Below are 20963 nucleotides of genomic sequence, written 5' to 3' on the forward strand. Positions count from 1 at the left end.
GCCGAGAGCGGATCAGTCCACGTCGCGGCGTACCAGCGGCGACAGCCGCGTGAGGATCTCCTCTCCTACCGTGTCGATGTGCTCGGCGAGATCGGTCGCGCTCGGCTCCCCCTGATCTCCGGGCCCGAACACGCGCACACGCTCTCCCACCACGGCTCCCGGCCAGCCATCGACCAGAATCGTGTCGAGGCCGATCTCCCGCACCTGCACCGGCCCTGCCGCCGTCCCGATCCGTACTCCGACGAGCGTCGACGGATAGCCGTCGAGCGCGCCGAGCCCGACCCGCACGCCGCCGGGAGTCACCTCGACGACGGATGCCGTCAAGGTCGCGATCGGACGGATGCCGTCGAGCGCTGGTCCGTCCGCCGACCGGATGCCGTAGCAGAACGCTCCGATGCGCGACAGCGACTCGCGCAGCTCCGGCCGCCACCAGGAGGCCGCCGACGCCGTGAGGTGGAGCGCCTCAGGCGCGGCGCCGGTCGCTTCGACCTGGGCGACGGCGGAGAGGAACACAGCGCGCGCCTCATCATCGTCGGCATCGCTGGCTTCGGCGATGTGGCTCCAGACGCCGGCCAGTTGCAGCGAGCCATCCGCCTCCCCCGCGCGGGCCTTCGCGACGGCATCCGTCCAGCCCTCCGGTCGCACGCCGTTGCGATGCAGCCCTGTGTCGATCTTCAGGTGCACGCGTGCCGTGCGCGCCGCGCTTCCGGCGACCGAGCGGATGCGCTCGAGGTACTCGATCGTGCCGACGCCGAGATCGATGTCCGCAGCCAGTGCCTCCGCGATCTCGTCGTCCTCGGACGTCGCCCAGGCGAAGATGCGACCGTGCTCCCCCAGTGCATTCCGCAGTCGCAGCCCTGTGGGCACGTCATATGCTCCGAACCAGTGCACACCAGCATCCGCGGCGGCCGTGGCCGACCAGCCGAGGCCGTGGCCGTAGGCGTCGTCCTTCATGACCAGCATGAGTTCGGACGGAGCGATGCGCGCCTGCACGGCGGCGACATTGGCGAGGAACGCGCCTCGGGAGATCTCCAGGACCGGTCGCATCAGGCCTCCCATACGCGCGCGGCATGCAGACCCGCGACTGTCACGAGTTCCGGGATGCCGAGTCCTGTCGTTGCCCGCCAGCGGGCGAGTTCACCGGCGACGGCTCCGCGGCCGCCGAAGAAGACGACCTCCGCGCCCGGCGGAACGCGGACGTCGCCGAGGTCGACGACGCAGACGTCCATCGCAACGCGCCCGACGATCGGTCGGCGGACCCCAGCGACCTCGACGTCTGATGCGTTGCCCAGAGCCCGAACGATCCCCTGCGCGTATCCCCCGGTCACGAGGGCGACGGTCGTGTCGGCGGTCGCGCGGAACGTGTAGCCGTAGGACACCGCTTCGCCGATGCGCAGCGGCTTGGTCGACATCACCCGTCCGGTCAGCCGCAGGACGGGATCGGTGCGCAGCATGCCCTCATCATTCGGCAGCCCGTACAGCAGGAAGGGATCGATGTCCGCTGTGCCGGTGGTCGCTGCCTCGATGTCGAGACCGCGCAGCATCCGCACCGCGCCCTCGTCATCGACGATGGCTCGTCGTACTCCGGCTTCACGAGCGGCCTCGGCGACCTCAGACAGGCCATGCCCCCAGGCATCCCGTCGCAGATCGGCGACGGTCCCGCCGGCATCGACTGCCGCACGGACGGCGGAGTCGAGGGCACCGCGGGACAGGACGGCGCGCGGCAGCGCGCTGCTCGCATCGGATGTCACCGGGGCGCCTCCCTCACACCTTGATCGTCTTGAAGCCCTTGTCGCGGGTGGGGCGCATCAGGATCTTCGTGCGGGCGGCTTCGGCGTACTCGTCGAGCTCGCTGCGCTCGGCCGCAGGCGCCGTGAATCCGCGGCGTTCTGCGACGGCGTCGATCAGCACATCGGTGAGCGCCGGATTCAGCGGCAGGACGGGACCCTGGACGTTGCACGCGAACGCGTTGCCCGCACGCACGAACTCGCCGCGCCCTTCGCCCCGCGCGAAGCTGCCGTGACCGTCGCGCACAGTGCCGTACGCGGTTGCGGCATCGGTCAGCGTCCACTCCGAGGCGTGGTCCTCGAAGCCGACCACCGGCCCGTCCGAAGTGTCGACGATGATGTAGCCGACGCGGCGGTCGCTCACACGCGCGACGCGGTACGGCAGCACGCCGATCCCGTCCAGCTTCTCGCCGTCCTGTGCGTCCAGGCGCTCTCCGAGCAGCTCGGCCGAACCGCCGACGGAGAAGAGCACGCCGCCATCCGACACGAACGCCGCGAGCTGGTCCGTGCGCGCCGTCAGATCCGCGTGCACGCCGCGCAGCGCGGAGAGCGGGCCGTTGCCGATCACCAGGACATCGAGATCGGCGGGAAGCTCCTCGCCGGGCGCGACCAGAGCCGTCGCCGTCTCCACGCCCCTGGCGCCGAGGCGCCGCTCGATCGCGCGGACGTTGCCGCGGTCGCCGGTGACGCCGAGTTCGGCCGGGTACAGCTGGGCGATGGTGACCTGAGTCATCGGCGCGTCTCCTGCTCGTCACGACCGAGGATGCGGCGGCCGGTCATCATGAGCTCGTAGTTCACGAACCAGATCTGGCGGGCGGCCGACGTGTCGGGGAAGGACCGCATGAGCTCCACGGCCTTCTCCATGTCGGGTTCGACGGTGCCGATCTCGACGCCTGCGTAGGCGAGGGCGAGGGCGAGCTGATGCGCTTTCTCGCCGGTGACGACATCGGCCCGGGGCAGCGGGGCGAAATCGACGTCGTACAGCCAGGAGACGTCTGGGGTGCCGTCGTCGATCGCGATGAGCGCACGCTCCGGGGTGCCGTCCAGGGCATCCAGGTTCATCTGCAGACTCGGCGCGTTCTTGAACATCACGAACTCGACCTGCTCGCCTGCGGCGTCGCCCCGCAGGGGGATGACCTCGCCTCGACCGTATGCGGGCGCCATGGTGGCGAAGCCGGCTGCCGCGCGACCGGAGTCGAACTCGTCTCCCAGCACTCGCGCGGCGACGGCCAGCGCCGCAGCGGCGTCAGCCGCGTAGTGCAGCCCTCGAGCGGGCAGTGTGATGCGGGCATCCGCACCTCCGACGTTCACGACGATCTCGCGCCCCGACACCTCACGCACCTCGGCGAAGGCGTCCTGCGGGGCCGTACCGGCGGTGCCGCTGCGCGTGTCAGCGGCGTTGGCCAGGCCGTGGGCGGATGCTGCGACGATGTCGTCGGCGATGCCGAAGAACGACACCGGAGCCTTCATGGCCGATGCATCGATCTTCGACAGGTACGGGTCGTCGCGGTTGACGACGACATGACCGGACGCCCGCGTCGAGGCATCCAGCATCATGTCGGCGACGCGCTCGGTCTCGAAGAACCGGAACAGCTGATCGACCTGCACGTTCAACGACAGGATGACCGACGGCGAGAGCCGATCGGCGAGGTCGGCGGCGTAGCCCTCATCGATCTCGAGGACCGCGACATCCGCTGTGATCCTGCCGGTGAGCGAGGCGTCGGCGAGAAGCGCGCTCGTCACGCCCTGCGGCAGGTTCGCGCCGGTCGGGTTGGTGAACACCGTCAGGCCGTGGGCGCGCAGCACCTCGCTGACCATGTGCGTGGTCGTCGTCTTGCCGTTGGAGCCGAGGACGAAGATCACACCGTACGGGAACTGACCGGCGAGCGTCGGCAGCAGCGTGGGTGCGAGCCTGTTGGTCAGGTACCCCGGAAACGCCGACCCTCCGCCGCGCAGACGCGTGGCGAAGCGGGCGAGCTTTCCCGCCAGTACGGGAAAGACGTACCGGATGCCTGCGGAGCGCGCCTGAGGTGCGGCCCCCATCATTCGAGGTAGTCCCGCAACGACTGCGAGCGGCTGGGGTGCCGCAGTTTCGCCATCGTCTTGGACTCGATCTGACGGATGCGCTCGCGCGTGACACCGAAGGTGTCGCCGATCTGATCGAGGGTCTTCGGCTGACCGTCGCCGAGCCCGAAACGCATCCGGATCACGCCGGCCTCACGCTCCGACAGCGAATCGAGCAGCTGCTCGAGCTGGCGCTGCAGCATCGTGAAGCCCACCGCGTCGGCCGGAACGACCGCCTCGGTGTCCTCGATCAGGTCGCCGAACTCGCTGTCGCCGTCCTCGCCGAGCGGAGTGTGCAGCGAGATCGGCTCGCGGCCGTACTTCTGCACCTCGATGACCTTCTCAGGGGTCATGTCGAGCTCCTTGGAGAGCTCCTCGGGGGTGGGCTCGCGACCGAGGTCCTGCAGCATCTGGCGCTGCACGCGGGCGAGCTTGTTGATGACCTCGACCATGTGCACAGGGATGCGGATGGTGCGAGCCTGATCGGCCATCGCACGCGTGATCGCCTGGCGAATCCACCAGGTCGCGTACGTCGAGAACTTGAAGCCCTTGGTGTAGTCGAACTTCTCGACCGCACGGATGAGACCGAGGTTGCCCTCCTGGATGAGGTCGAGGAACTGCATGCCGCGACCGGTGTAGCGCTTGGCGAGCGAGACCACGAGTCGCAGGTTGGCGCCCAGCAGGTGGCTCTTCGCACGCTGGCCGTCACGGGCGACCCACTGCAGGTCGAGCCCGAGCTGGCTGGTCTTCTCGGCCGGCGACATGGCCGACAGCTTCTCCTCGGCGAACAGACCGGCTTCGATCCGCATCGCGAGCTCGACCTCCTCGGCCGCGTTCAGCAGCGCGACCTTTCCGATCTGCTTCAAGTAGTCCTTGACCGGGTCGGCCGTCGCACCCGTGATCTGGGTGGAGTAGACGGGGACGTCCTCGTCGTCGTTCGACGAGATGACGATCGCGCCCGTCGGCAGCGGCTCGGTGAAGGCCGGCTTCTTGCCGTCCTCCTCCTCGTCGGAGTCGGATGCCGCAGCGGACTCATCGACCTCGGAGTCGTCATCCTCGACGACATCCTCATCGGCCTTCTTGCGTCGCTTGACGGGGGCCTTCGCCTCCGCCTTCTTCGCGGGCGCCTTCTTGGCAGGAGCCTTGGCAGCGGTCGCCTTGGCAGCGGCCGCCGTCTCGTCGGGCTCGACCGCCTCAGCGTCGGAAGCGGCCTTCTTCGTCCGGGATGTCTTGGTCGTGGCAGCAGTCACGTTTCGCCTCTCACGAGCGGGCGCGACCCGCTCGGAACTTTTCGGACACTAGTAAGACCCTTGTCAAGTCCACAGCACTCAGGCGGTGTCTTGACAACGGGTCGGACTACCAGTATCGCACATGTGCGATGGTGCGGCGCGCCGTCAGCCCAGACCGTGTCGATCGTCTTCCCCCGGCGGGCGCGAAGCGAGGTATCGCTCGAGCTCCGCGGCGAGCTCGTCGGCACTGGGAAGATCGCGTTCGCTGAACCCGCCGGCGTCCGTCCGATCCGTATCGGTCGGGTCGTAACCGGCCATGTAGGCGTCGTACCGGTGCTCCAGGGTGGTGAGCATCTGGCGGAGTTCGTCGCTCGCGACGACCTGGTCGTCGACCTTCGTGAGGAATGCCTCGCGGTCGGCCTGGACGGCATCCATCGACAGGACGAGCCCTGTCGCACTCATGAGCCGATCCGCAGCCGCGATCACGGCATCCGGGTTCTCCGTCTCGGCCAGATAGTGCGGAACGAGCAGCACGAACCCGGCCACCCGATATCCGCTCTCCACGAAGCGGAACTCCAGCAGATGGCCGGCGGTCGCGGGCACCTGGGTGCGGGGGCGCCAGATCGACTGCGCGGCGATCAGCTCGGCACGGTTGCCGCTGACGGTCGTCCCGATCGGGCGGGTGTGCGGCACCGGCATCGCGATCGCGTGCACCCAGCTGACGCTGGCGACCTCGAACTCGGTGGCGAGCTCGAGCACCGCGGCGGTGAACGCGTTCCAGGCGAAGTCCGGCTCGTAGCCCGAGAGGAGCAGGAACGGCTGGCCCAGCGCGTCGTGCGCGAGCGAGAGCTCGAGGCGCGACGGACGGAACTGGGTGAGGTGGTCCTGCTCGAAGACGATGATCGGCCGACGGGCACGGTAGTCGAGCAGCACATCGTTGTCGAACGCCACGAGGGGCTGCGGGTCAGCCGTCTCGCGCAGGTGGTCGATGAGTCCGGACACGGCGCTGCCGGCATCCGTGAAGCCGGTCAGGAGCATGACGAGGGGCAGACCGGTCGGAACAGCCGGCGCGTTGGCCACGCGTTCGAAGAGGTCACCGGAAAGGGGCATAGGTCAATGCTACGAGCCGGGCCGCGGCGGCGGGTCGGTGTCGCTGTCAGCGAACACAGCGGTCGCGGCCCCGGGTGCTGAGCGCGCGGCATCCCTAGGATGGAACCATGACGCATCCCGTGCTCTCGCACACCACCGACGCATTTCCCGGGAGCGCTGCAGACGCCGCAGTGCTCGTCATCTCCGAAACCGCTCCTGACGCCCTCGCCGCCTATCCGGGTCTGGCTGAGGCGCTCGACGGAGTCGGCTTCACCGGCTCGGCGAACGCCTTCGCCCGCGTGCATCTGCCGGAGGTCTCCTCCGTGCCGTTTGCGGTCGTGAGCGCTGGCGCCGCCCCGACGGCCTCGTCCGTCCGCGATGCCGCAGGAACCGCCGCCCGTGTGCTCACGGGCTTCACGACCCTGGCTCTCGGCCTCGCCGAGGGGCTGTCGGAGTTCGCGGGCGCCGCCGCCGAAGGCGCCGTCTTCGGCGGCTACCGCTTCGACGGGTACCGTTCGGAGGCTGGCAAGCCGCGTGCCGAGTCGATCGTCGTGCATGACGACGCGCTGACGGATGCCGACATCGCTCGCGCTCAGACGCTGGGCGATGCGCTGGCGCTGGTCAAGGATCTCGTCGCCGTGCCCGCGCAGTGGCAGAGCCCTGATGACCTGGCACGCAGCGCCGTGGAGAGCGTCGCCGGCACGGACGTCACCGTCGAGGTGCTCGACGAGAAAGCGCTCGAGGAGCAGGGCTTCGGCGGCATCCTCGGAGTCGGTCAGGGGTCCGACCGCCCGCCGCGCCTGGTGCGCCTGGAGTACTCCCCCGCTGACGCCGTGCGCCACATCGCCCTCGTCGGAAAGGGCATCACGTTCGACACCGGCGGACTGTCACTGAAGCCCGCGGCGAGCATGGTCGGCATGAAGTTCGACATGGCCGGATCGGCGACCGTCCTCGCCACGATCCGCGCGATCGCGGAGCTGGGCATCCCGGTCCGCGTGACCGCATGGATGTGCATCGCGGACAACATGCCCTCCGGCCGCGCGACCCGCCCCGGCGACGTGATCCGAATCCTGGACGGCACAACGGTCGAGGTCCTCAACACGGATGCCGAGGGCCGGCTCGTCCTCGCCGACGGTCTCGTCGCGGCGAGCCGCGAGAATCCGGACGTGATCATCGACGTCGCGACCCTGACCGGCGCCATCCTCGTCGCGCTGGGTCACCGCCACACCGGCGTGATGGGATCGGACGATGTCGTCGCCGACTATCTGACGGCCGCGGGCAGCGTGGACGAACTCGCCTGGGCGCTGCCGCTGCCGCCCTACATGGAGGAGTCGCTGCAGTCCCCCATCGCCGATCTCGTCAACGCGAACATGGGCGACCGTGCGGGCGGTTCGCTGTTCGCCGGGCTTTTCCTGCAGCGCTTCATCGGTCGCGTCGGCGAGGGAGACGACGCACCGCGCATCCCATGGGTGCACCTCGACATCGCCGGCTCCGGTGAGCACAACAGCGCCCCGTACGGCTTCGTGGACAAGGGCCCGACCGCGGCAACGGTGCGATCCCTCGTCGCCTTCGCCGAGGCGACCGCATCGGCGGCGGCACAGGAGGCAGACGCATGAGCATGCACTCCTTCGACGTCGTCGTCCTCGGCGGTGGCAGCGGCGGATATGCGGCAGCCCTGCGCGCAGCCGAACTGGGCAAGAGCGTCGCGCTGATCGAGAAGGACAAGGTCGGCGGAACGTGCCTGCACCGCGGGTGCATCCCGACCAAGGCGCTCCTGCACGCGGCCGAGGTCGCGGATCACGTGCGCGATGCTGCATCGGTCGGCGTCACCGCGACGCTGCAGGGCGTCGACGCCGCCGGCGTGCGCACATACCGCGAAGGCATCGTCGCCAAGAAGTTCAAAGGACTCGAAGGACTCGTGAAGGCCCGCGGCATCACTGTCGTGGCCGGCGAGGGCCGTCTCACCCCGGATCGCACGATCGCCGTCGGCGACGACGTCTACACCGGTGGCAACGTCGTGCTGGCCACTGGTTCGTACAGCCGCAGCCTTCCCGGCCTCGAGATCGGCGGACGCATCCTCGCCAGCGAGCAGGCGCTCGCGCTCGATGTCGTCCCGGAGCGCGTGCTCATCCTCGGCGGCGGCGTCATCGGCGTCGAGTTCGCGAGCGTCTGGCGATCGTTCGGTGCCGAGGTGACGATCATCGAGGGGCTGGAGCATCTCGTCCCCAACGAGGACATCGCCCTCAGCAAGGGGTTGGAGCGGGCGTTCCGTCGCCGCGGCATCCAGTACTCGCTGGGCACTCGCTTCCAGAACGCAGCGCAGGGCGACGACAGCGTCACGGTGACGCTCGAGGACGGCCGCACGTTCACCGGCGACTACCTGCTGGTCGCCGTCGGTCGGGGCCCTGCCACTGACGGACTCGGGTTCGCGGAGGCGGGCGTCACGCTCGATCGCGGCTTCGTGATCGTCGATGAGCAGCTCCGCACCGGGGTACCAGGGCTCTGGGCGGTCGGCGACATCGTTCCAGGGTTGCAGCTGGCACACCGCGGATTCCTCCAGGGAATCGCCGTCGCCGAGCGCATCGCCGGGTTCTCCCCCGCGCCCGTGCCGGAGACACAGATCCCCAAGATCACCTACTCGAACCCCGAGGTCGCCTCGGTCGGTCTGACCGAAGCGGCCGCCGTGGCCGAGCACGGCAGCGAGAGCGTCGTCAGCTACGAGTACAACCTCGCCGGTAACGGCAAGAGCGAGATCATCGGCACCGGCGGACTCGTGAAGGTCGTACGCCGGAAGGACGGACCCGTTCTCGGCGTCCATCTGCTCGGCGACCGCGTCGGCGAGCTCATCACCGAGGGCCAGCTGGCCGTCGCGTGGGAGGCGCACCCCGAAGACATCGCCCCCCTGATCCATGCCCATCCGACTCAGAGCGAAGCGCTCGGCGAGGCCTTCCTCGCCCTCGCCGGAAAACCACTGCACGCCCTCTGAGCACGAACCGGCGCGCAGGTCACTAAGCTTGATGCGTCACATACTTCCTTAAGGAGACTCAGTCATGAGCACATCCGTGGTCCTCCCCGCTCTCGGAGAGAGCGTCACCGAGGGTACGGTCACCCGCTGGCTCAAGCAGGTAGGAGACACCGTCCAGGCCGACGAAGGCCTGCTCGAGATCTCGACCGACAAGGTCGACACCGAGATCCCCTCGCCGGTTTCCGGCGTGATCGAGGAGATCCTGGTCGCCGAGGACGAGACTGTCGAGGTCGGCGCACTGCTGGCGCGCATCGGCGACGGTTCCGCTGCCGCACCGGCGTCGGATGCTCCGGCTGCCGCACCTGCTGAGCCCGAGACCGCACCGGCCGAGGCCGCTCCCGCCGCTCCCGCACCGGCTGCTGAGGCACCGGCTGCTGAGGCGCCTGCTGCGCCGGCACCCGTTGCCGAGGCCCCCGCTGCACCCGCACCCGGCGGCGACAGCACCGATGTCGTCCTGCCCGAGCTCGGTGAGAGCGTGACCGAGGGCACCGTCACCCGCTGGCTCAAGCAGATCGGCGAAGAGGTCGCCGTCGACGAGGCTCTGCTGGAGATCTCGACCGACAAGGTCGACACCGAGATCCCCTCGCCGGTCGCCGGTGTTCTGCAGGAGATCGTCGCCGGCGAGGACGAGACCGTCGCTGTCGGCGCCGTGCTCGCCCGAGTCGGTTCCGGCGCTCCCGCTGCCGCACCTGCACCCGCCCCCGCGGAGGCCGCTCCGGCACCCGCTGCGCCGGCTCCGACTGCCGCTGCTCCTGCTCCCGCTGCTGCGCCGACTCCTGCTGCCGCTGCTCCGGCACCCGCAACTCCGGCACCGGCTGCCGCAGCTCCGGCACCGGCTGCCGCAGCTCCTGCTCCCGCTCCCGCTCCCGCAGCTCCTGCCGCGGCGCCCGCCGATGGCGAGTCCGACAGCCTGTACGTCACCCCGCTCGTGCGCCGCCTGGCCTCGCAGCAGGGCGTCGACCTCAGCACCGTCAAGGGCAGCGGCGTCGGTGGACGCATCCGCAAGGAGGATGTCCTCAGCGCCGCCGAGTCCGCCAAGACGGCGGCACCCGCAGCCGCTCCTGCTCCCGCAGCGGCACCGCTCGAGGTCTCGCCCCTGCGCGGCACGACGCAGAAGATGTCGCGCCTGCGCAAGGTCGTCGCCGAGCGTGCGGTGGCGTCGATGCAGCAGACCGCGCAGCTGACCACCTTCGTCGAGGTCGACGTGACCGCCCTCGCGTCGTACCGCGACAAGGTCAAGGCGTCGTTCCAGCAGAAGACCGGCGACAAGCTCTCGTTCCTGCCGTTCTTCACACTGGCCGCAGCCGAGGCTCTCCAGGCGTTCCCCATCATCAACGCGACGGTGGACGGCGACAGCATCGTGTACCCGGCTTCGGAGAACATCTCCATCGCCGTCGACACCGAGCGCGGCCTGCTCACGCCGGTCGTCCGGGATGCCGCCGCGAAGAACCTCGCACAGCTCGCGCACGAGATCGCCGATCTCGCCGCCCGCACGCGCGACAACAAGCTGAAGCCCGATGAGCTCGCCGGCGGCACCTTCACGGTGACGAACACGGGCTCGCGTGGAGCGCTGTTCGACACCCCGCTCGTGTTCCTGCCGCAGTCGGCGATCCTCGGAACCGGCACGGTGTTCAAGCGTCCCGGTGTGGTCACGGTCGACGGCGTCGACGCGATCGCGGTTCGCTCATACGTGTTCCTCGCGATCTCGTACGACCACCGCATCATCGACGGTGCCGACGCGGCGCGCTTCCTCGGTGCGATGAAGGCACGCCTGGAGGGCGCCCAGTTCGAGGCGAACCTCGGCGCCTGAGCGTCATCCATCACCTGGCTGGTCCGCGACGTCGTACACGTCGCGGACCAGCCATTCGTCGTTCTGGCGCACGAGCACCAGCATCTGTTCGCGCTCGGCATCCACTCCCAGCCGGATGACGGCGAGATCGCCGTAGTCGTCCACGAGCACCGGCTCGCCGGCGGATTCCGACCGAAGCACGTGCGACGAACGCGCGCTCGAGCCGGACGCGATCGCGTCGGAACATTCCTCATCCGCCACGGCGGCGCACGCATCGAGCTGAGCCAGCACGGCGACGGCCGTCGCCGCCGGATCGGCCGCAGCGGGCGGCGCTGCGTCCGTCGCGGCTTCGGGATCGGCCGACGATGACGGCGCAGCGGATGCCGTCGGTCCGGGCGTGACCGCGGCCGGACTCGCACCGCCGACCAGCGCAGACTCCGCGGCCTGTGACGGTGCATGCTCATCCCCCGGCCAGAGCGCTCCAGCGCACAGCACCGCAGCGGCCGCTCCACCCGCGATCAGCAGCATCCGCCGGCGCGGTGCGTGCTGCTTCGCCCCGCCTGGACGAGCAGGGGCCGCTCTCCGGGGCCGCCGCCGCGGTATCACGGCCGCCGCCCGCACGAGACGCTCAGCGAGCAGCGATCGCACCGGAGCCGTACGGGATCGCATGCGTCGGCGCGGCGAAGGGGCCCGTGCTTCGGCACTCCGCACGATGGACGCGTCGCGCGCCGACTGCGGCGCATGATCGTCGACTCGGAGCGCTCGCGGAGCGGCGAACTCGAGCAGTTCGCGCTCCCACCCGCGCACGCGCGCCGTCGTCGGAATGCTGTCTGCGACGGACTCCTGGATTCCGACCAGGATGCGCCGTAGCGAGCGGTCGGGGCACATGGTCTGCGCGCAGGCCAGGATGTCGACCGCAGTGCTCCGCGCCGTCGCGCTGCCTCCGGGCACGCACAGCGGACGACCGGCCTCCGTCAGCCACCATTGTCCGGCGAGCTCGGGCTCGCCGGAGTCGACGATCTCCCGCAGTCCACGAAGCATGCTCAGCACGAGCGTGCCCCACTCGCCCGGCTCGAGCGGGGCTTCGGCCGCTGTCCGCCTGGCGAGGAACGTGGTGACACGGGTGGTGCACCACGGCAGGATTGCGCCGTGCCCGCCGGCGGACCGGGCGACGTCCGTGGGCGCGGCGACATGAGCTGCCCCGGCGAACCGCCAATCGATGCCGAGATCGGCGCGATCGAGATCGCACCAGACGCCGACCTCGGTGCCGTCCGTGACGAGCGTGCCCGGCCAGGGGCATTCACCCGGCGCGAGCGATCTGATCGCGCGGTGCACGCCGGGAACCAGTACGCCGTCCTCCTGATTGGTCCTCATGCACCGAGCACACACCCAGCGACGCTCCCACGCTCGAGCGTCAGCCGAGGAACGCGCGAACTCGGGGAGAATCCACCGCGGCATCCGTGCTGTGCAGGACGAGTGCGCCCGCCGCGAACGCGTCACAGGCCCCTCCGGCGACTCGGTAGTCTTGTACGTATGGCAAAGCGTGCTCCCGAACCCGAGAAGCGTCCTGGGTTCTTCTCCCAGCTCAAGTCCCTCTTCCGGTTCACGCGCGAGGTGTACTCGTGGCTCCCCTGGGCGCAGATCGCGATCCTCGTCGCCGGCATCCTGGTCGGCCTGGTCGTCGGCTACCTGATCCCGCCGTTCCAGGTGTGGACGCTCGTGCTCTGGGCCATCACGGGTCTCATGGTCGGTGTGCTCGGCGCCCTGATGCTCATGACGCGGATGTCCACGAAGGCCATGTACGCGAAGATCGACGGCATGCCGGGCGCATCCGGCCATGTGCTCAGCACGAGCCTCGGGCGCAACTGGCAGGCCTCCGACACTCCTGTGGGCATCAACCCCAAGACGCAGGAGGCCGTCTACCGTGCGATCGGCCGCGGCGGCATCGTCGTCATCGGCGAGGGCGCGCGCGGACGCCTGACGCGGCTCGTGAACGAGGAGCGCACCAAGGCGCAGCGCGTCGCGCACGGCGTCCCCGTGACCGTCCTGTACGTCGGTCACGGCGAAGACGAGGTCGCCATCGCCGATCTCTCCAAGACCATCAAGAAGCTTCCCAAGGCCATCGACAAGACGACGATGGCCGCGGTGATCCGCCGGATCGATTCGGTGTCCCAGTCGGTCACCTCGCTGCCGATCCCGAAGGGCGTCGACCCCATGAAGGCTCGCGCACAGCGTCCGCGCTGAGCTGCGACGGCTTGCGCGAAGCGCCTCTGCTCCTTCCGGAGTAGAGGCGCTTGTGCATCACCCGCGCGCGTCCTTCGGCAGACGCCGCACCTTCGCGCGCCGACGCCGTCGCTCCGGGATCATGGAGCGCATCTCCTCGAGCTTGCCGAAGCAGAGCAGACGATCGCCGGCCTCCAGCACGACGTGCTTGCGCGGGTTCGGGATGACGGTGACGCCGCGGTGCAGCGTCAGCACGGTGATGTCGCGATCCCAGAGCCCGAGTTCGCCCAGCTGCTTGCCTACCTGCTCCGCCCCCGCGTGCATCAGCAGCTCGGCCACGCCGTACCCGGTCGACACGCTCAGCCGCTGACGGACGTCGATCTCGGGGAAGGCGACCTGGCCTGCGATGTAGTCGATGATCGCGCCGGCGACATCGAGGTTCGTCGCCTGCTCGATGCCCTGCAGGCCCGGCGAGGAGTTGACCTCCATGACGAGCGGGCCGTCGTCGCCCTCCAGCATGTCGACACCGGCGACGCGCAGCCCCATGATCTGCGCGGAGCGGACGGCCGTCTGCTCGTAGAGCGGGTCGAGCTCGACCGGTTCGACGGTGCCGCCGCGGTGGACGTTCGATCGGAACTCGTCGCCGGCTGCGACACGGCGCATCGCGGCGACGACGCGGTCGCCCACCACCAGCGCGCGGATGTCGCGGCCACGGCTCTCCGCGATGAACTTCTGGATCAGCACGTTCTGCTTCGTCGAGTGCAGCGTTTCGATGATCGCTTCGGCGACCTTGACCTGCGGCGCCAGGATCACCCCGATGCCCTGCGTGCCCTCGAGGAGCTTGATGACGACCGGCGCACCGCCGACGAGTTCGATGGCCGGCCGCACGTCCGCGCGGTTGCGCACGAAGGCGGTCGCGGGCATGGCGATGTTGTGCCGGGAGAGGATCTGATTCGCCCGCAGCTTGTCGCGCGCCTGCGAGATCCCGTTCGCGGTGTTCGGCGTGTAGACGTCCATCTGCTCGAACTGGCGGACGACAGCGGTGCCGAAGTACGTGATCGAGTTGCCGATGCGCGGAAGGATCGCGTCGTAGTCGCTGAGCGGACGTCCGCGATACTGCAGGTCGGGTTCGTCCTCGGTGAGATCGATCGCGAACCGCAGCGTGTTGAGCACTTTGACGTCATGCCCGCGCTGCAGAGCGGCTGTACGCAGCCGCTGAGTCGAGTAGGCGTGCGGCGCACGGGAGAGAACGGCGAGCTTCACAGAGATTTCCTGCCAGGATGTAGATCATGAGTCGGACACCCCATTCAAACACTCTCACGGGGTGGCGTGAATGGGTCAGCCTTCCGGATGCCGGAGTCGACTGGATCAAGGCCAAGATCGACACCGGTGCGCGCACCTCTTCTCTGCACGCCTACGACGTCGAGGAGTTCCAGCGGGAGGGCGAGGACTGGGTCCGCTTCCGGGTGAAGCCCTGGCAGGAGAGTCAGGCCGACGCCACGATCGTGGAATGCCCCGTGCACGACCGCCGTCGGGTGCGCAGCTCATCCGGGCACCAGCAGGACCGCATCGTCGTCCTGCTGGCGATCCGTCTCGTCGACCGGCTGGTCGTGTCGGAGGTCACGTTGAGCAATCGAGACGAGATGGGCTTCCGGATGCTGATCGGCCGCGAAGCGCTGCGGCGCGGTTTCGTGATCGACCCCGCGCGGTCGTTCCTGGGCGGTCGCGCCCCGAAGGACATGCGCCGTCGCAACCGCGGGCGCAACTGAGCGCCGGTGTCAGGCCCGCAGCAGGATTGTCCCGGCTGCCTTGTCGTGGAGCCCCCGCTGATCCTGATCCCAGATGACGGCGGGAACGACGACCACCAGCAGGAGCGTCCGGACGATCGGACGCCAGAGGCCGGGCCACGCGCCGTCCGCGCGCATCACCCGGAGGCCCACGATCCGGTGGCCAGGGCTGCCGCCGAGGGTCGGGATGAACACGATCTGCATCACGGCGAACACGATCATGGGCGCGAACATCGTCGCCCCCGCCTCTGCCGGGAGCGCGAACTGGTCGTAGCCGAAGAATGCGGTCGCGAGGATCGTGGCGGCCGCGTAATCGATCACGAGAGCGGCGATGCGGCGGCCGACGCGTCCGATGCTCCGGGATCCCGATTCGGGAAGCCCCAGTCGCTCGCCCGGGTAGGTGTTCGCAGCATCCGTCACACCCCGATTCTACCGAGGCCCTGTAACATGCCGGAAACATTCAGGACACGGCAGAGAAACTCCGCCACCCTAGCCTTCACGAAGACCTCTGGTCCCCAACCCGCGTCATCAGGAGTGATACATGTTCACTGATTCATCCGAGGTGCTGAGCTACATCAAGGAGAACGACGTCAAGTTCCTTGACATCCGGTTCACCGATCTGCCCGGCGTTCAGCAGCACTTCAACATCCCCGCGTCGACGGTCGACGAGGACTTCTTCACGAACGGTCAACTGTTCGACGGCTCCTCGATCCGCGGCTTCGCATCGATCCACGAGTCCGACATGCAGCTCATCCCTGACGTCTCGACGGCGTACGTCGACCCGTTCCGCGAGGCCAGCACGCTGGTGATGCTCTTCGACATCTACAACCCGCGCACTGGCGAGATCTACTCGAAGGACCCGCGTCAGGTCGCCAAGAAGGCCGAGAAGTACCTCGCCTCCACCGGCATCGCCGACACCGCGTTCTTCGCCCCCGAGGCCGAGTTCTACATCTTCGACGACGTCCGCTACTCGGTCACCGCCGGCGAGAGCTTCTACAAGGTCGACTCCGAAGAGGCCGCGTGGAACACTGGCCGCGAGGAAGAGGGCGGCAACCTGGGCAACAAGACCCCCTACAAGGGCGGGTACTTCCCGGTCTCCCCCGTCGACAAGACCGCCGACCTGCGCGACGACATCACGCTCAAGCTCATCGACGCGGGCTTCATCCTCGAGCGTTCGCACCACGAGGTCGGCACCGCCGGGCAGCAGGAGATCAACTACCGCTTCGACACCATGGTGCACGCGGCCGACGACATCCTGAAGTTCAAGTACATCGTCAAGAACACCGCCGAGGAGTGGGGCAAGGTCGCGACCTTCATGCCCAAGCCGCTGTTCGGCGACAACGGTTCCGGCATGCACACGCACCAGTCGCTGTGGAACGACGGCAAGCCGCTGTTCTACGACGAGGCCGGCTACGGCCAGCTCAGCGATGTCGCACGCTGGTACATCGGCGGCCTGCTGGCGCACGCGCCGGCCGTGCTCGCGTTCACCAACCCGACCCTGAACAGCTACCACCGCCTGGTCAAGGGCTTCGAGGCTCCGGTCAACCTGGTCTACTCGGCCGGCAACCGTTCCGCCGCGATCCGCATCCCGATCACGGGCTCGAACCCGAAGGCCAAGCGCATCGAGTTCCGCGCACCGGATGCCTCCGGCAACCCGTACCTCGCCTTCGCCGCGCAGCTGATGGCTGGCCTCGACGGCATCAAGAACCGCATCGAGCCGCACGAGCCCGTCGACAAGGACCTCTACGAACTTCCCCCGGAGGAGGCCAAGAACATCCCGCAGGTCCCGAACTCGCTGCTGGACTCGCTGGATGCTCTGCGTGAGGACCACCAGTTCCTCCTCGAGGGCGGCGTGTTCACGCCTGAGCTCATCGAGACCTGGATCTCGTACAAGATCGAAAACGAGATCCTGCCGATCGCGCAGCGTCCGCACCCGTTCGAGTACGAGCTGTACTTCGGAGTCTGATCCGAAGAGCCGTTCGCGAAAGAGCCCGCCAGGTCCTCCTGACGGGCTCTTTCGTGCGCTCAGCGCCTGCGTCCTCAGCGAACGGTGAGCGCACCGGCCTGGACGCGCACGGCGAACTCCGAGACCTCGCCGATCTCCTCGCCGTCGATCTCGAACACCAGCGGCTTCTCGAGACGCACACGGATCCGTTCGGCCGCGAGATGACTGGTCGACTCCGTGCTGACGGCCGCGGCGTCGCGATCGAAGATCCGTCGGATGCCGTTGTCCCACACGACCGACCGCACGGTGTCCATCCACTGCAGCGCCCCGTCTGCGCTCACGAGCAGCAGGTCAAGGCGTCCGTCATCGAGCACGGCATCCGGCAGGAGGCGGATGCCGCCCTGCACCATTCCGCAGTTGCCGATGAGCAGCGTGTGCGCGCGCACGTCGACCGGATCCTCGTCGTCCAGCGTCATCGTGATGCCGGTCATCTCCGCACCGGCGAGCGCCCGGCCCATGGCCTCGACATAGGCGAGCCACCCGGCCCGATCCTTCAGGTCGTCATCGGTCTCGACGAGCATCTGGGCATCCACTCCGAAGCCCACCATCACGGCGAAAGCACGCTCGACGCCGTCCAGCTCCACCCAGCCGAGGTCGATCGTCGTCGATCCGCCCTGCGCGATCCGCTCCAGTGCCGCCGGGATATCGTCGAGGGGCACATCGAGATTGCGCGCGAGGAGGTTGCCCGTCCCCCGGGGAACGATGCCCAGCGCGGCATCCGATTCGGAAAGCGCCTCGGCGACCGCACGCACCGTGCCGTCACCGCCGACCGCGAGGACGACGTCGCAGCCGGCTGCCAGCGCTTTCTCCGCCATTCCCCGGCCGGGGTCCTCGACGCTGGTCTCCCACCACTGGACCTGGTCGCCGAACACCGCCTCGACGGCTGATCGCAGCGCGCCTTCTTCCACCTTGGACGGATTCCAGACGACGCCGATCGAGTTGCTCATGATCTCAGCCTGGGTGCACCCGACCGATATGGCAACTATCCGTAGAAGAGCTCCTCGAACACGCGACGCGCACGGCGGGTGACGCCGAGATAGTCCTCCTCGACATCCGTCGCCGAGCGGTCCGGATAGCCGAGCAGGCGGCCGATCCCATCGAGCTGCCGACGATCCGCCGGGAGCACGTCGCTGGTCTGACCGGTCAACAGCGTGATCGCCGAACGCAGCCGGCTCGCCAGACGCCACGCCTCCCGAAGCCGGTCGGCATCCTCCGCATCGACGATCTCCGCCTCGACGGCGGCATCCAATGCCTGGATGGTCGACGTGGTGCGCAGACCAGGCACCGCGGCCGCGTGCTGCAGCTGAAGCAGCTGCACGAGCCATTCCACATCGCTCAGCGATCCGGGACCGAGTTTCAGATGCCTGCGCGGATCGGCCCCCTGCGGCAGCCGCTCCCCCTCGACGCGCGCCTTGATGCGCTTGATCTCACGCAGACCCTGCAGGTCGACCTCGTCCGGGTAGCGGACGCTGTCGGCGAGGCGCATGAAGCGCTCGGTCAGCCGGGTGCTCCCGGCGACGCCCCTGGCCCGCAGCAGCGCCTGCGCCTCCCAGGACAACGACCAGCGGCGGTAGTACTCCGCGTATGCGTCGAGCGTCCGCACGACGGGTCCGTTGCGGCCTTCCGGTCGCAGATCCGCGTCCAGATCCAGCGGCACGCGCTGATCTGTGAGGTGCTCGCGCAGGCCGTTCACGAGCTTCACGGCGAGCTGCTGCGCCCGCTGCGGGTCGACGTCGTTCGCCTCGTAGACGTAAAGGATGTCGGCATCCGACCCGAAACCGAGCTCGGCTCCGCCGAAGCGGCCCATGCCGATCACGGCGAAATCGAGGCTGTCGTCCTCGACGGGAACGACCTCGCGCCTGACCGCTCGGAGCCCGGCCTGGATCGTCGCGTCCGTGATCCCGGTGAGCGCGGTCGCAATCTCCTCGATCGTGAGCACGTCGAGCACCGCACCCATCGCCGTGCGCAGCAGCTCACGGCGTCGAAGACCCCGCACGGCGCGCAGCGCATCCGCCGTCTGCTCGTGCCGGGTCTGGATCGCTCTGGCCTCTTCGTCGAGCGCTGCCTCGCCCCGCGGGCGCAGGGACTCGGCGCTGTCCAGCCACGCCACGGATTCCGGAATCCACTCCATCAGCTCACCGACGTAGCGCGACGACGACAGCAACCTCGTGAGGCTCTCGGCGGCACCGGCCGAGTCGCGGAGCACGCGCAGGAACCACGGCGTGTCGCCGAGGCGCTCGCTGATCCGGCGGAAGGCGATGAGGCCGTAATCGGGATCCGTGCCGTCCGCGAACCAGCGCACCATCACCGGCATGAGATGCCGCTGGATCGTCGCCTTCCGGCTGAGACCGTTCGTCAACGCGCCGATGTGACGCAGCGCGCCGGCCGGGTCGCGGAAGCCGATGGCCGAGAGACGATCGTGCGCCTGCTCGGTGGACAGGCTGCGCTCTTCTTCCGGGAGCGACGCCACGGCGCTGAGCAGCGGCCGGTAGAACAACCGGGTGTGGATGTCGCGGACCTCGCGTCGCACCTGATCCCAGAGCGTCCAGACCGCGGGGCCGCTGTCGGCGAGCCCCGTGGCGCGTGCGAGCACCCGCAGGCCTTCGTCGGTGCGCGGCATGAGGTGCGTGCGCGAGAGCTCCCGCAGCTGCAGACGATGCTCGAGCAGGCGCAGCGTGCAGTAGTCCTCGGCGAACGTCTCCGCCTCGGCGCGACCGATGTACCCGCCGGCCACGAGAGCATCCAGGCTTTCGAGAGTCCCCCGCGTCCGGATGCTCGGATCCGTGAGCCCGTGCACCAGCTGCAGCAGCTGGACCGTGAACTCGATGTCGCGCAGCCCGCCCTCGCCGAGCTTGATCTGGAACGGGGCGTCTGCAGGATCGATGTGCTCCGTCACCCGCTCGCGCATGCGCTGCACGCTGTCCACGAAGTTCTCACGCGCGGCACTGGACCAGATCTTGGGCTGAACGGCCTGAATGTACGCGTCTCCGAGCTCCGGATCGCCGGCGAGCGGGCGCGCCTTGAGCAGCGCCTGGAACTCCCAGCTCTTCGCCCACCGGTCGTAATAGGCGAGATGCGACGTCAGCGACCGCACCAGGGCGCCCTGTTTGCCCTCAGGGCGCAGGGCCGCGTCGACCTCCCAGAGCGGCGGCTCGACCTCGATGCCGGACAGGCCGCGCATGGTCTCGCGGGCCAGCCGCGTCGAGATGTCGATCGCGCGGCTCTCCTCGACGGCCTCCTCGTCGGCCGTCCCTCCGACGAAGATCACATCCACGTCGCTGACGTAGTTCAGCTCGCGCGCACCGGCCTTGCCCATCCCGATGATCGCGAGCTGGGTCGCCGCCACCGCCTCACGCGGCATCGATGCCGCCACGCGGGTCCGCGCGACCGCGAGCGCGGCCTCCAGAGCGGCACCGGCGGCGTCCGCGAGCGCGGCGCTGACCTCGGGGATCAGCCGCGCCGGCTCCGGATGCGAGACGTCGACGTTCGCGATGCGGGCGAGCTCGCGGCGGTAGGCGACGCGCAGACGCACCCAGGCCTCGTCCTCGCCCGAGTCCGCGAAACCGTCGCGGGTTCCGACGGCCGCGAGCATCCGTGCATGCAGCTGCGCCCTGCTCGGCACCGCGAAAGCGGGCTCCGCGAGCACCTCCAGGGCGTCCGGATGCCGCAGGAAGAAGTCTGCGAGTCCGATCGATGCTCCGAACACTCGCCAGACGGTGAGCCGCTGGACGTCATCGCCCAACAGGCGCCTGATCGCGCCGGCATCACGGCGCGCGACGCGCAGGATGCCGGCGGCAGCGGCATCCGGATCCGCCGCCTTCGCGGCCCCCTCCAGCAGGATGCGGCGGGCGATGCCGGTGAGCTCCGCGATCTCGCTCAGCGCGAGCGCCGCCGCGCTGAGCTCGGTGAACCCCAGACGCGCCAGCGCGGAGAGCGAGACGGTCTCATCCGGTCGAGCCATGGAT

16 protein-coding genes and 1 pseudogene are annotated in these 20963 nt (G+C 69.0%); 6 read left to right on the top strand and 11 right to left on the bottom strand.

Annotation, left to right across the window (positions count from 1 at the left end; genetic code table 11):
• Positions 1 to 12: 12 nt before the first annotated feature.
• From ACWAT3_RS02315 to ACWAT3_RS02340, 6 genes and pseudogenes are all read right to left on the bottom strand, one after another.
• Positions 13 to 1047, bottom strand: coding sequence for an alanine racemase (locus ACWAT3_RS02315; RefSeq protein WP_460795554.1), 1035 nt, complete (start codon positions 1045 to 1047; stop codon positions 13 to 15).
• Positions 1047 to 1751, bottom strand: a complete 705-nt coding sequence (locus tag ACWAT3_RS02320; protein ID WP_460795556.1) for an alanine racemase — start codon at positions 1749 to 1751, stop codon at positions 1047 to 1049. The genes ACWAT3_RS02315 and ACWAT3_RS02320 overlap by 1 nt, the downstream gene beginning before the upstream one ends.
• A gap of 13 nt (positions 1752 to 1764) precedes the next feature.
• Positions 1765 to 2520: a type 1 glutamine amidotransferase gene (locus ACWAT3_RS02325; protein WP_460795557.1), complete on the bottom strand. Its 756-nt coding sequence runs from the start codon at positions 2518 to 2520 to the stop codon at positions 1765 to 1767.
• Entirely contained in the window at positions 2517 to 3830 is a 1314-nt protein-coding gene (locus tag ACWAT3_RS02330) for a MurT ligase domain-containing protein (RefSeq protein WP_460795559.1), read from the bottom strand. Before ACWAT3_RS02330 ends, ACWAT3_RS02325 begins: the two co-directional genes overlap by 4 nt.
• Positions 3830 to 5104 (bottom strand): annotated as a pseudogene (locus tag ACWAT3_RS02335) (RNA polymerase sigma factor); the annotation flags it as partial. The pseudogene ACWAT3_RS02335 and the gene ACWAT3_RS02330, both read right to left, overlap by 1 nt.
• A gap of 141 nt (positions 5105 to 5245) precedes the next feature.
• Positions 5246 to 6190 (bottom strand): proteasome assembly chaperone family protein, encoded by a 945-nt coding sequence (locus tag ACWAT3_RS02340; RefSeq protein WP_460795561.1) that lies wholly within the window; start codon positions 6188 to 6190, stop codon positions 5246 to 5248.
• Positions 6191 to 6297: 107 nt separating this feature from the next.
• Between ACWAT3_RS02340 and ACWAT3_RS02345 the strand changes: the two genes are divergently transcribed.
• From ACWAT3_RS02345 to sucB, 3 genes are all read left to right on the top strand, one after another.
• The gene (locus ACWAT3_RS02345) at positions 6298 to 7785 is read left to right on the top strand and encodes a leucyl aminopeptidase (RefSeq protein WP_460795562.1); all 1488 of its coding nucleotides are present in this window, start codon (positions 6298 to 6300) and stop codon (positions 7783 to 7785) included.
• Positions 7782 to 9155, top strand: a complete 1374-nt coding sequence (lpdA, locus tag ACWAT3_RS02350) for a dihydrolipoyl dehydrogenase (protein ID WP_460795563.1) — start codon at positions 7782 to 7784, stop codon at positions 9153 to 9155. The genes ACWAT3_RS02345 and lpdA overlap by 4 nt, the downstream gene beginning before the upstream one ends.
• Before the next feature lie 64 nt (positions 9156 to 9219).
• Complete coding sequence (gene sucB, locus ACWAT3_RS02355; RefSeq protein WP_460795564.1) at positions 9220 to 11004, top strand: 2-oxoglutarate dehydrogenase, E2 component, dihydrolipoamide succinyltransferase; 1785 nt, start codon at positions 9220 to 9222, stop codon at positions 11002 to 11004.
• A gap of 3 nt (positions 11005 to 11007) precedes the next feature.
• Here sucB and ACWAT3_RS02360 read toward each other — a convergent pair whose 3' ends face one another.
• Positions 11008 to 12357: a hypothetical protein gene (locus ACWAT3_RS02360; RefSeq protein WP_460795565.1), complete on the bottom strand. Its 1350-nt coding sequence runs from the start codon at positions 12355 to 12357 to the stop codon at positions 11008 to 11010.
• A gap of 159 nt (positions 12358 to 12516) precedes the next feature.
• Between ACWAT3_RS02360 and ACWAT3_RS02365 the strand changes: the two genes are divergently transcribed.
• On the top strand, positions 12517 to 13227 hold the full coding sequence (locus tag ACWAT3_RS02365) for a DUF4191 domain-containing protein (protein ID WP_460795567.1): 711 nt from the start codon (positions 12517 to 12519) through the stop codon (positions 13225 to 13227).
• Positions 13228 to 13284: 57 nt separating this feature from the next.
• Here the strand turns inward: ACWAT3_RS02365 and ACWAT3_RS02370 are convergent, their stop codons facing one another.
• Positions 13285 to 14469, bottom strand: coding sequence for a RimK family alpha-L-glutamate ligase (locus ACWAT3_RS02370; protein WP_460795568.1), 1185 nt, complete (start codon positions 14467 to 14469; stop codon positions 13285 to 13287).
• A 26-nt stretch (positions 14470 to 14495) separates the two neighbouring features.
• On the opposite strand from ACWAT3_RS02370, the gene ACWAT3_RS02375 reads away from it, so the two are divergent.
• Positions 14496 to 14975 (top strand): ATP-dependent zinc protease family protein, encoded by a 480-nt coding sequence (locus ACWAT3_RS02375; RefSeq protein WP_460795570.1) that lies wholly within the window; start codon positions 14496 to 14498, stop codon positions 14973 to 14975.
• A 9-nt stretch (positions 14976 to 14984) separates the two neighbouring features.
• Here ACWAT3_RS02375 and ACWAT3_RS02380 read toward each other — a convergent pair whose 3' ends face one another.
• Positions 14985 to 15413 carry an RDD family protein gene (locus tag ACWAT3_RS02380; protein ID WP_460795571.1) on the bottom strand — a complete coding sequence of 143 codons (429 nt, stop codon included), beginning with the start codon at positions 15411 to 15413 and terminating at the stop codon, positions 14985 to 14987.
• A 121-nt stretch (positions 15414 to 15534) separates the two neighbouring features.
• Between ACWAT3_RS02380 and glnA the strand changes: the two genes are divergently transcribed.
• A complete protein-coding gene (glnA, locus tag ACWAT3_RS02385; protein ID WP_460795573.1) occupies positions 15535 to 16959 on the top strand; it encodes a type I glutamate--ammonia ligase in 1425 nt (474 codons plus the stop codon).
• A 74-nt stretch (positions 16960 to 17033) separates the two neighbouring features.
• On the opposite strand, the gene ACWAT3_RS02390 is transcribed toward glnA, so the two are convergent.
• Positions 17034 to 17945 (bottom strand): diacylglycerol/lipid kinase family protein, encoded by a 912-nt coding sequence (locus tag ACWAT3_RS02390; protein ID WP_460795575.1) that lies wholly within the window; start codon positions 17943 to 17945, stop codon positions 17034 to 17036.
• A 35-nt stretch (positions 17946 to 17980) separates the two neighbouring features.
• Positions 17981 to 20959: a bifunctional [glutamine synthetase] adenylyltransferase/[glutamine synthetase]-adenylyl-L-tyrosine phosphorylase gene (locus tag ACWAT3_RS02395; protein WP_460795577.1), complete on the bottom strand. Its 2979-nt coding sequence runs from the start codon at positions 20957 to 20959 to the stop codon at positions 17981 to 17983.
• Positions 20960 to 20963: the final 4 nt, after the last annotated feature.

The organism is Microbacterium sp. GXF0217 (genome assembly GCF_054798195.1).

Excerpts from the sequence above, each read along its gene's own strand:
- lpdA (WP_460795563.1), top strand. The coding sequence starts at position 7,782 with ATGAGCATGCACTCCTTCGACGTCGTCGTCCTCGGCGGTGGCAGCGGC.
- ACWAT3_RS02340 (WP_460795561.1), bottom strand. The coding sequence starts at position 6,190 with ATGCCCCTTTCCGGTGACCTCTTCGAACGCGTGGCCAACGCGCCGGCT.
- ACWAT3_RS02390 (WP_460795575.1), bottom strand. The coding sequence starts at position 17,945 with ATGAGCAACTCGATCGGCGTCGTCTGGAATCCGTCCAAGGTGGAAGAA.
- ACWAT3_RS02365 (WP_460795567.1), top strand. The coding sequence starts at position 12,517 with ATGGCAAAGCGTGCTCCCGAACCCGAGAAGCGTCCTGGGTTCTTCTCC.
- ACWAT3_RS02375 (WP_460795570.1), top strand. The coding sequence starts at position 14,496 with ATGAGTCGGACACCCCATTCAAACACTCTCACGGGGTGGCGTGAATGG.
- ACWAT3_RS02345 (WP_460795562.1), top strand. The coding sequence starts at position 6,298 with ATGACGCATCCCGTGCTCTCGCACACCACCGACGCATTTCCCGGGAGC.
- glnA (WP_460795573.1), top strand. The coding sequence starts at position 15,535 with ATGTTCACTGATTCATCCGAGGTGCTGAGCTACATCAAGGAGAACGAC.
- ACWAT3_RS02325 (WP_460795557.1), bottom strand. The coding sequence starts at position 2,520 with ATGACTCAGGTCACCATCGCCCAGCTGTACCCGGCCGAACTCGGCGTC.
- ACWAT3_RS02360 (WP_460795565.1), bottom strand. The coding sequence starts at position 12,357 with ATGAGGACCAATCAGGAGGACGGCGTACTGGTTCCCGGCGTGCACCGC.
- ACWAT3_RS02315 (WP_460795554.1), bottom strand. The coding sequence starts at position 1,047 with ATGCGACCGGTCCTGGAGATCTCCCGAGGCGCGTTCCTCGCCAATGTC.
- sucB (WP_460795564.1), top strand. The coding sequence starts at position 9,220 with ATGAGCACATCCGTGGTCCTCCCCGCTCTCGGAGAGAGCGTCACCGAG.
- ACWAT3_RS02395 (WP_460795577.1), bottom strand. The coding sequence starts at position 20,959 with ATGGCTCGACCGGATGAGACCGTCTCGCTCTCCGCGCTGGCGCGTCTG.
- ACWAT3_RS02330 (WP_460795559.1), bottom strand. The coding sequence starts at position 3,830 with ATGGGGGCCGCACCTCAGGCGCGCTCCGCAGGCATCCGGTACGTCTTT.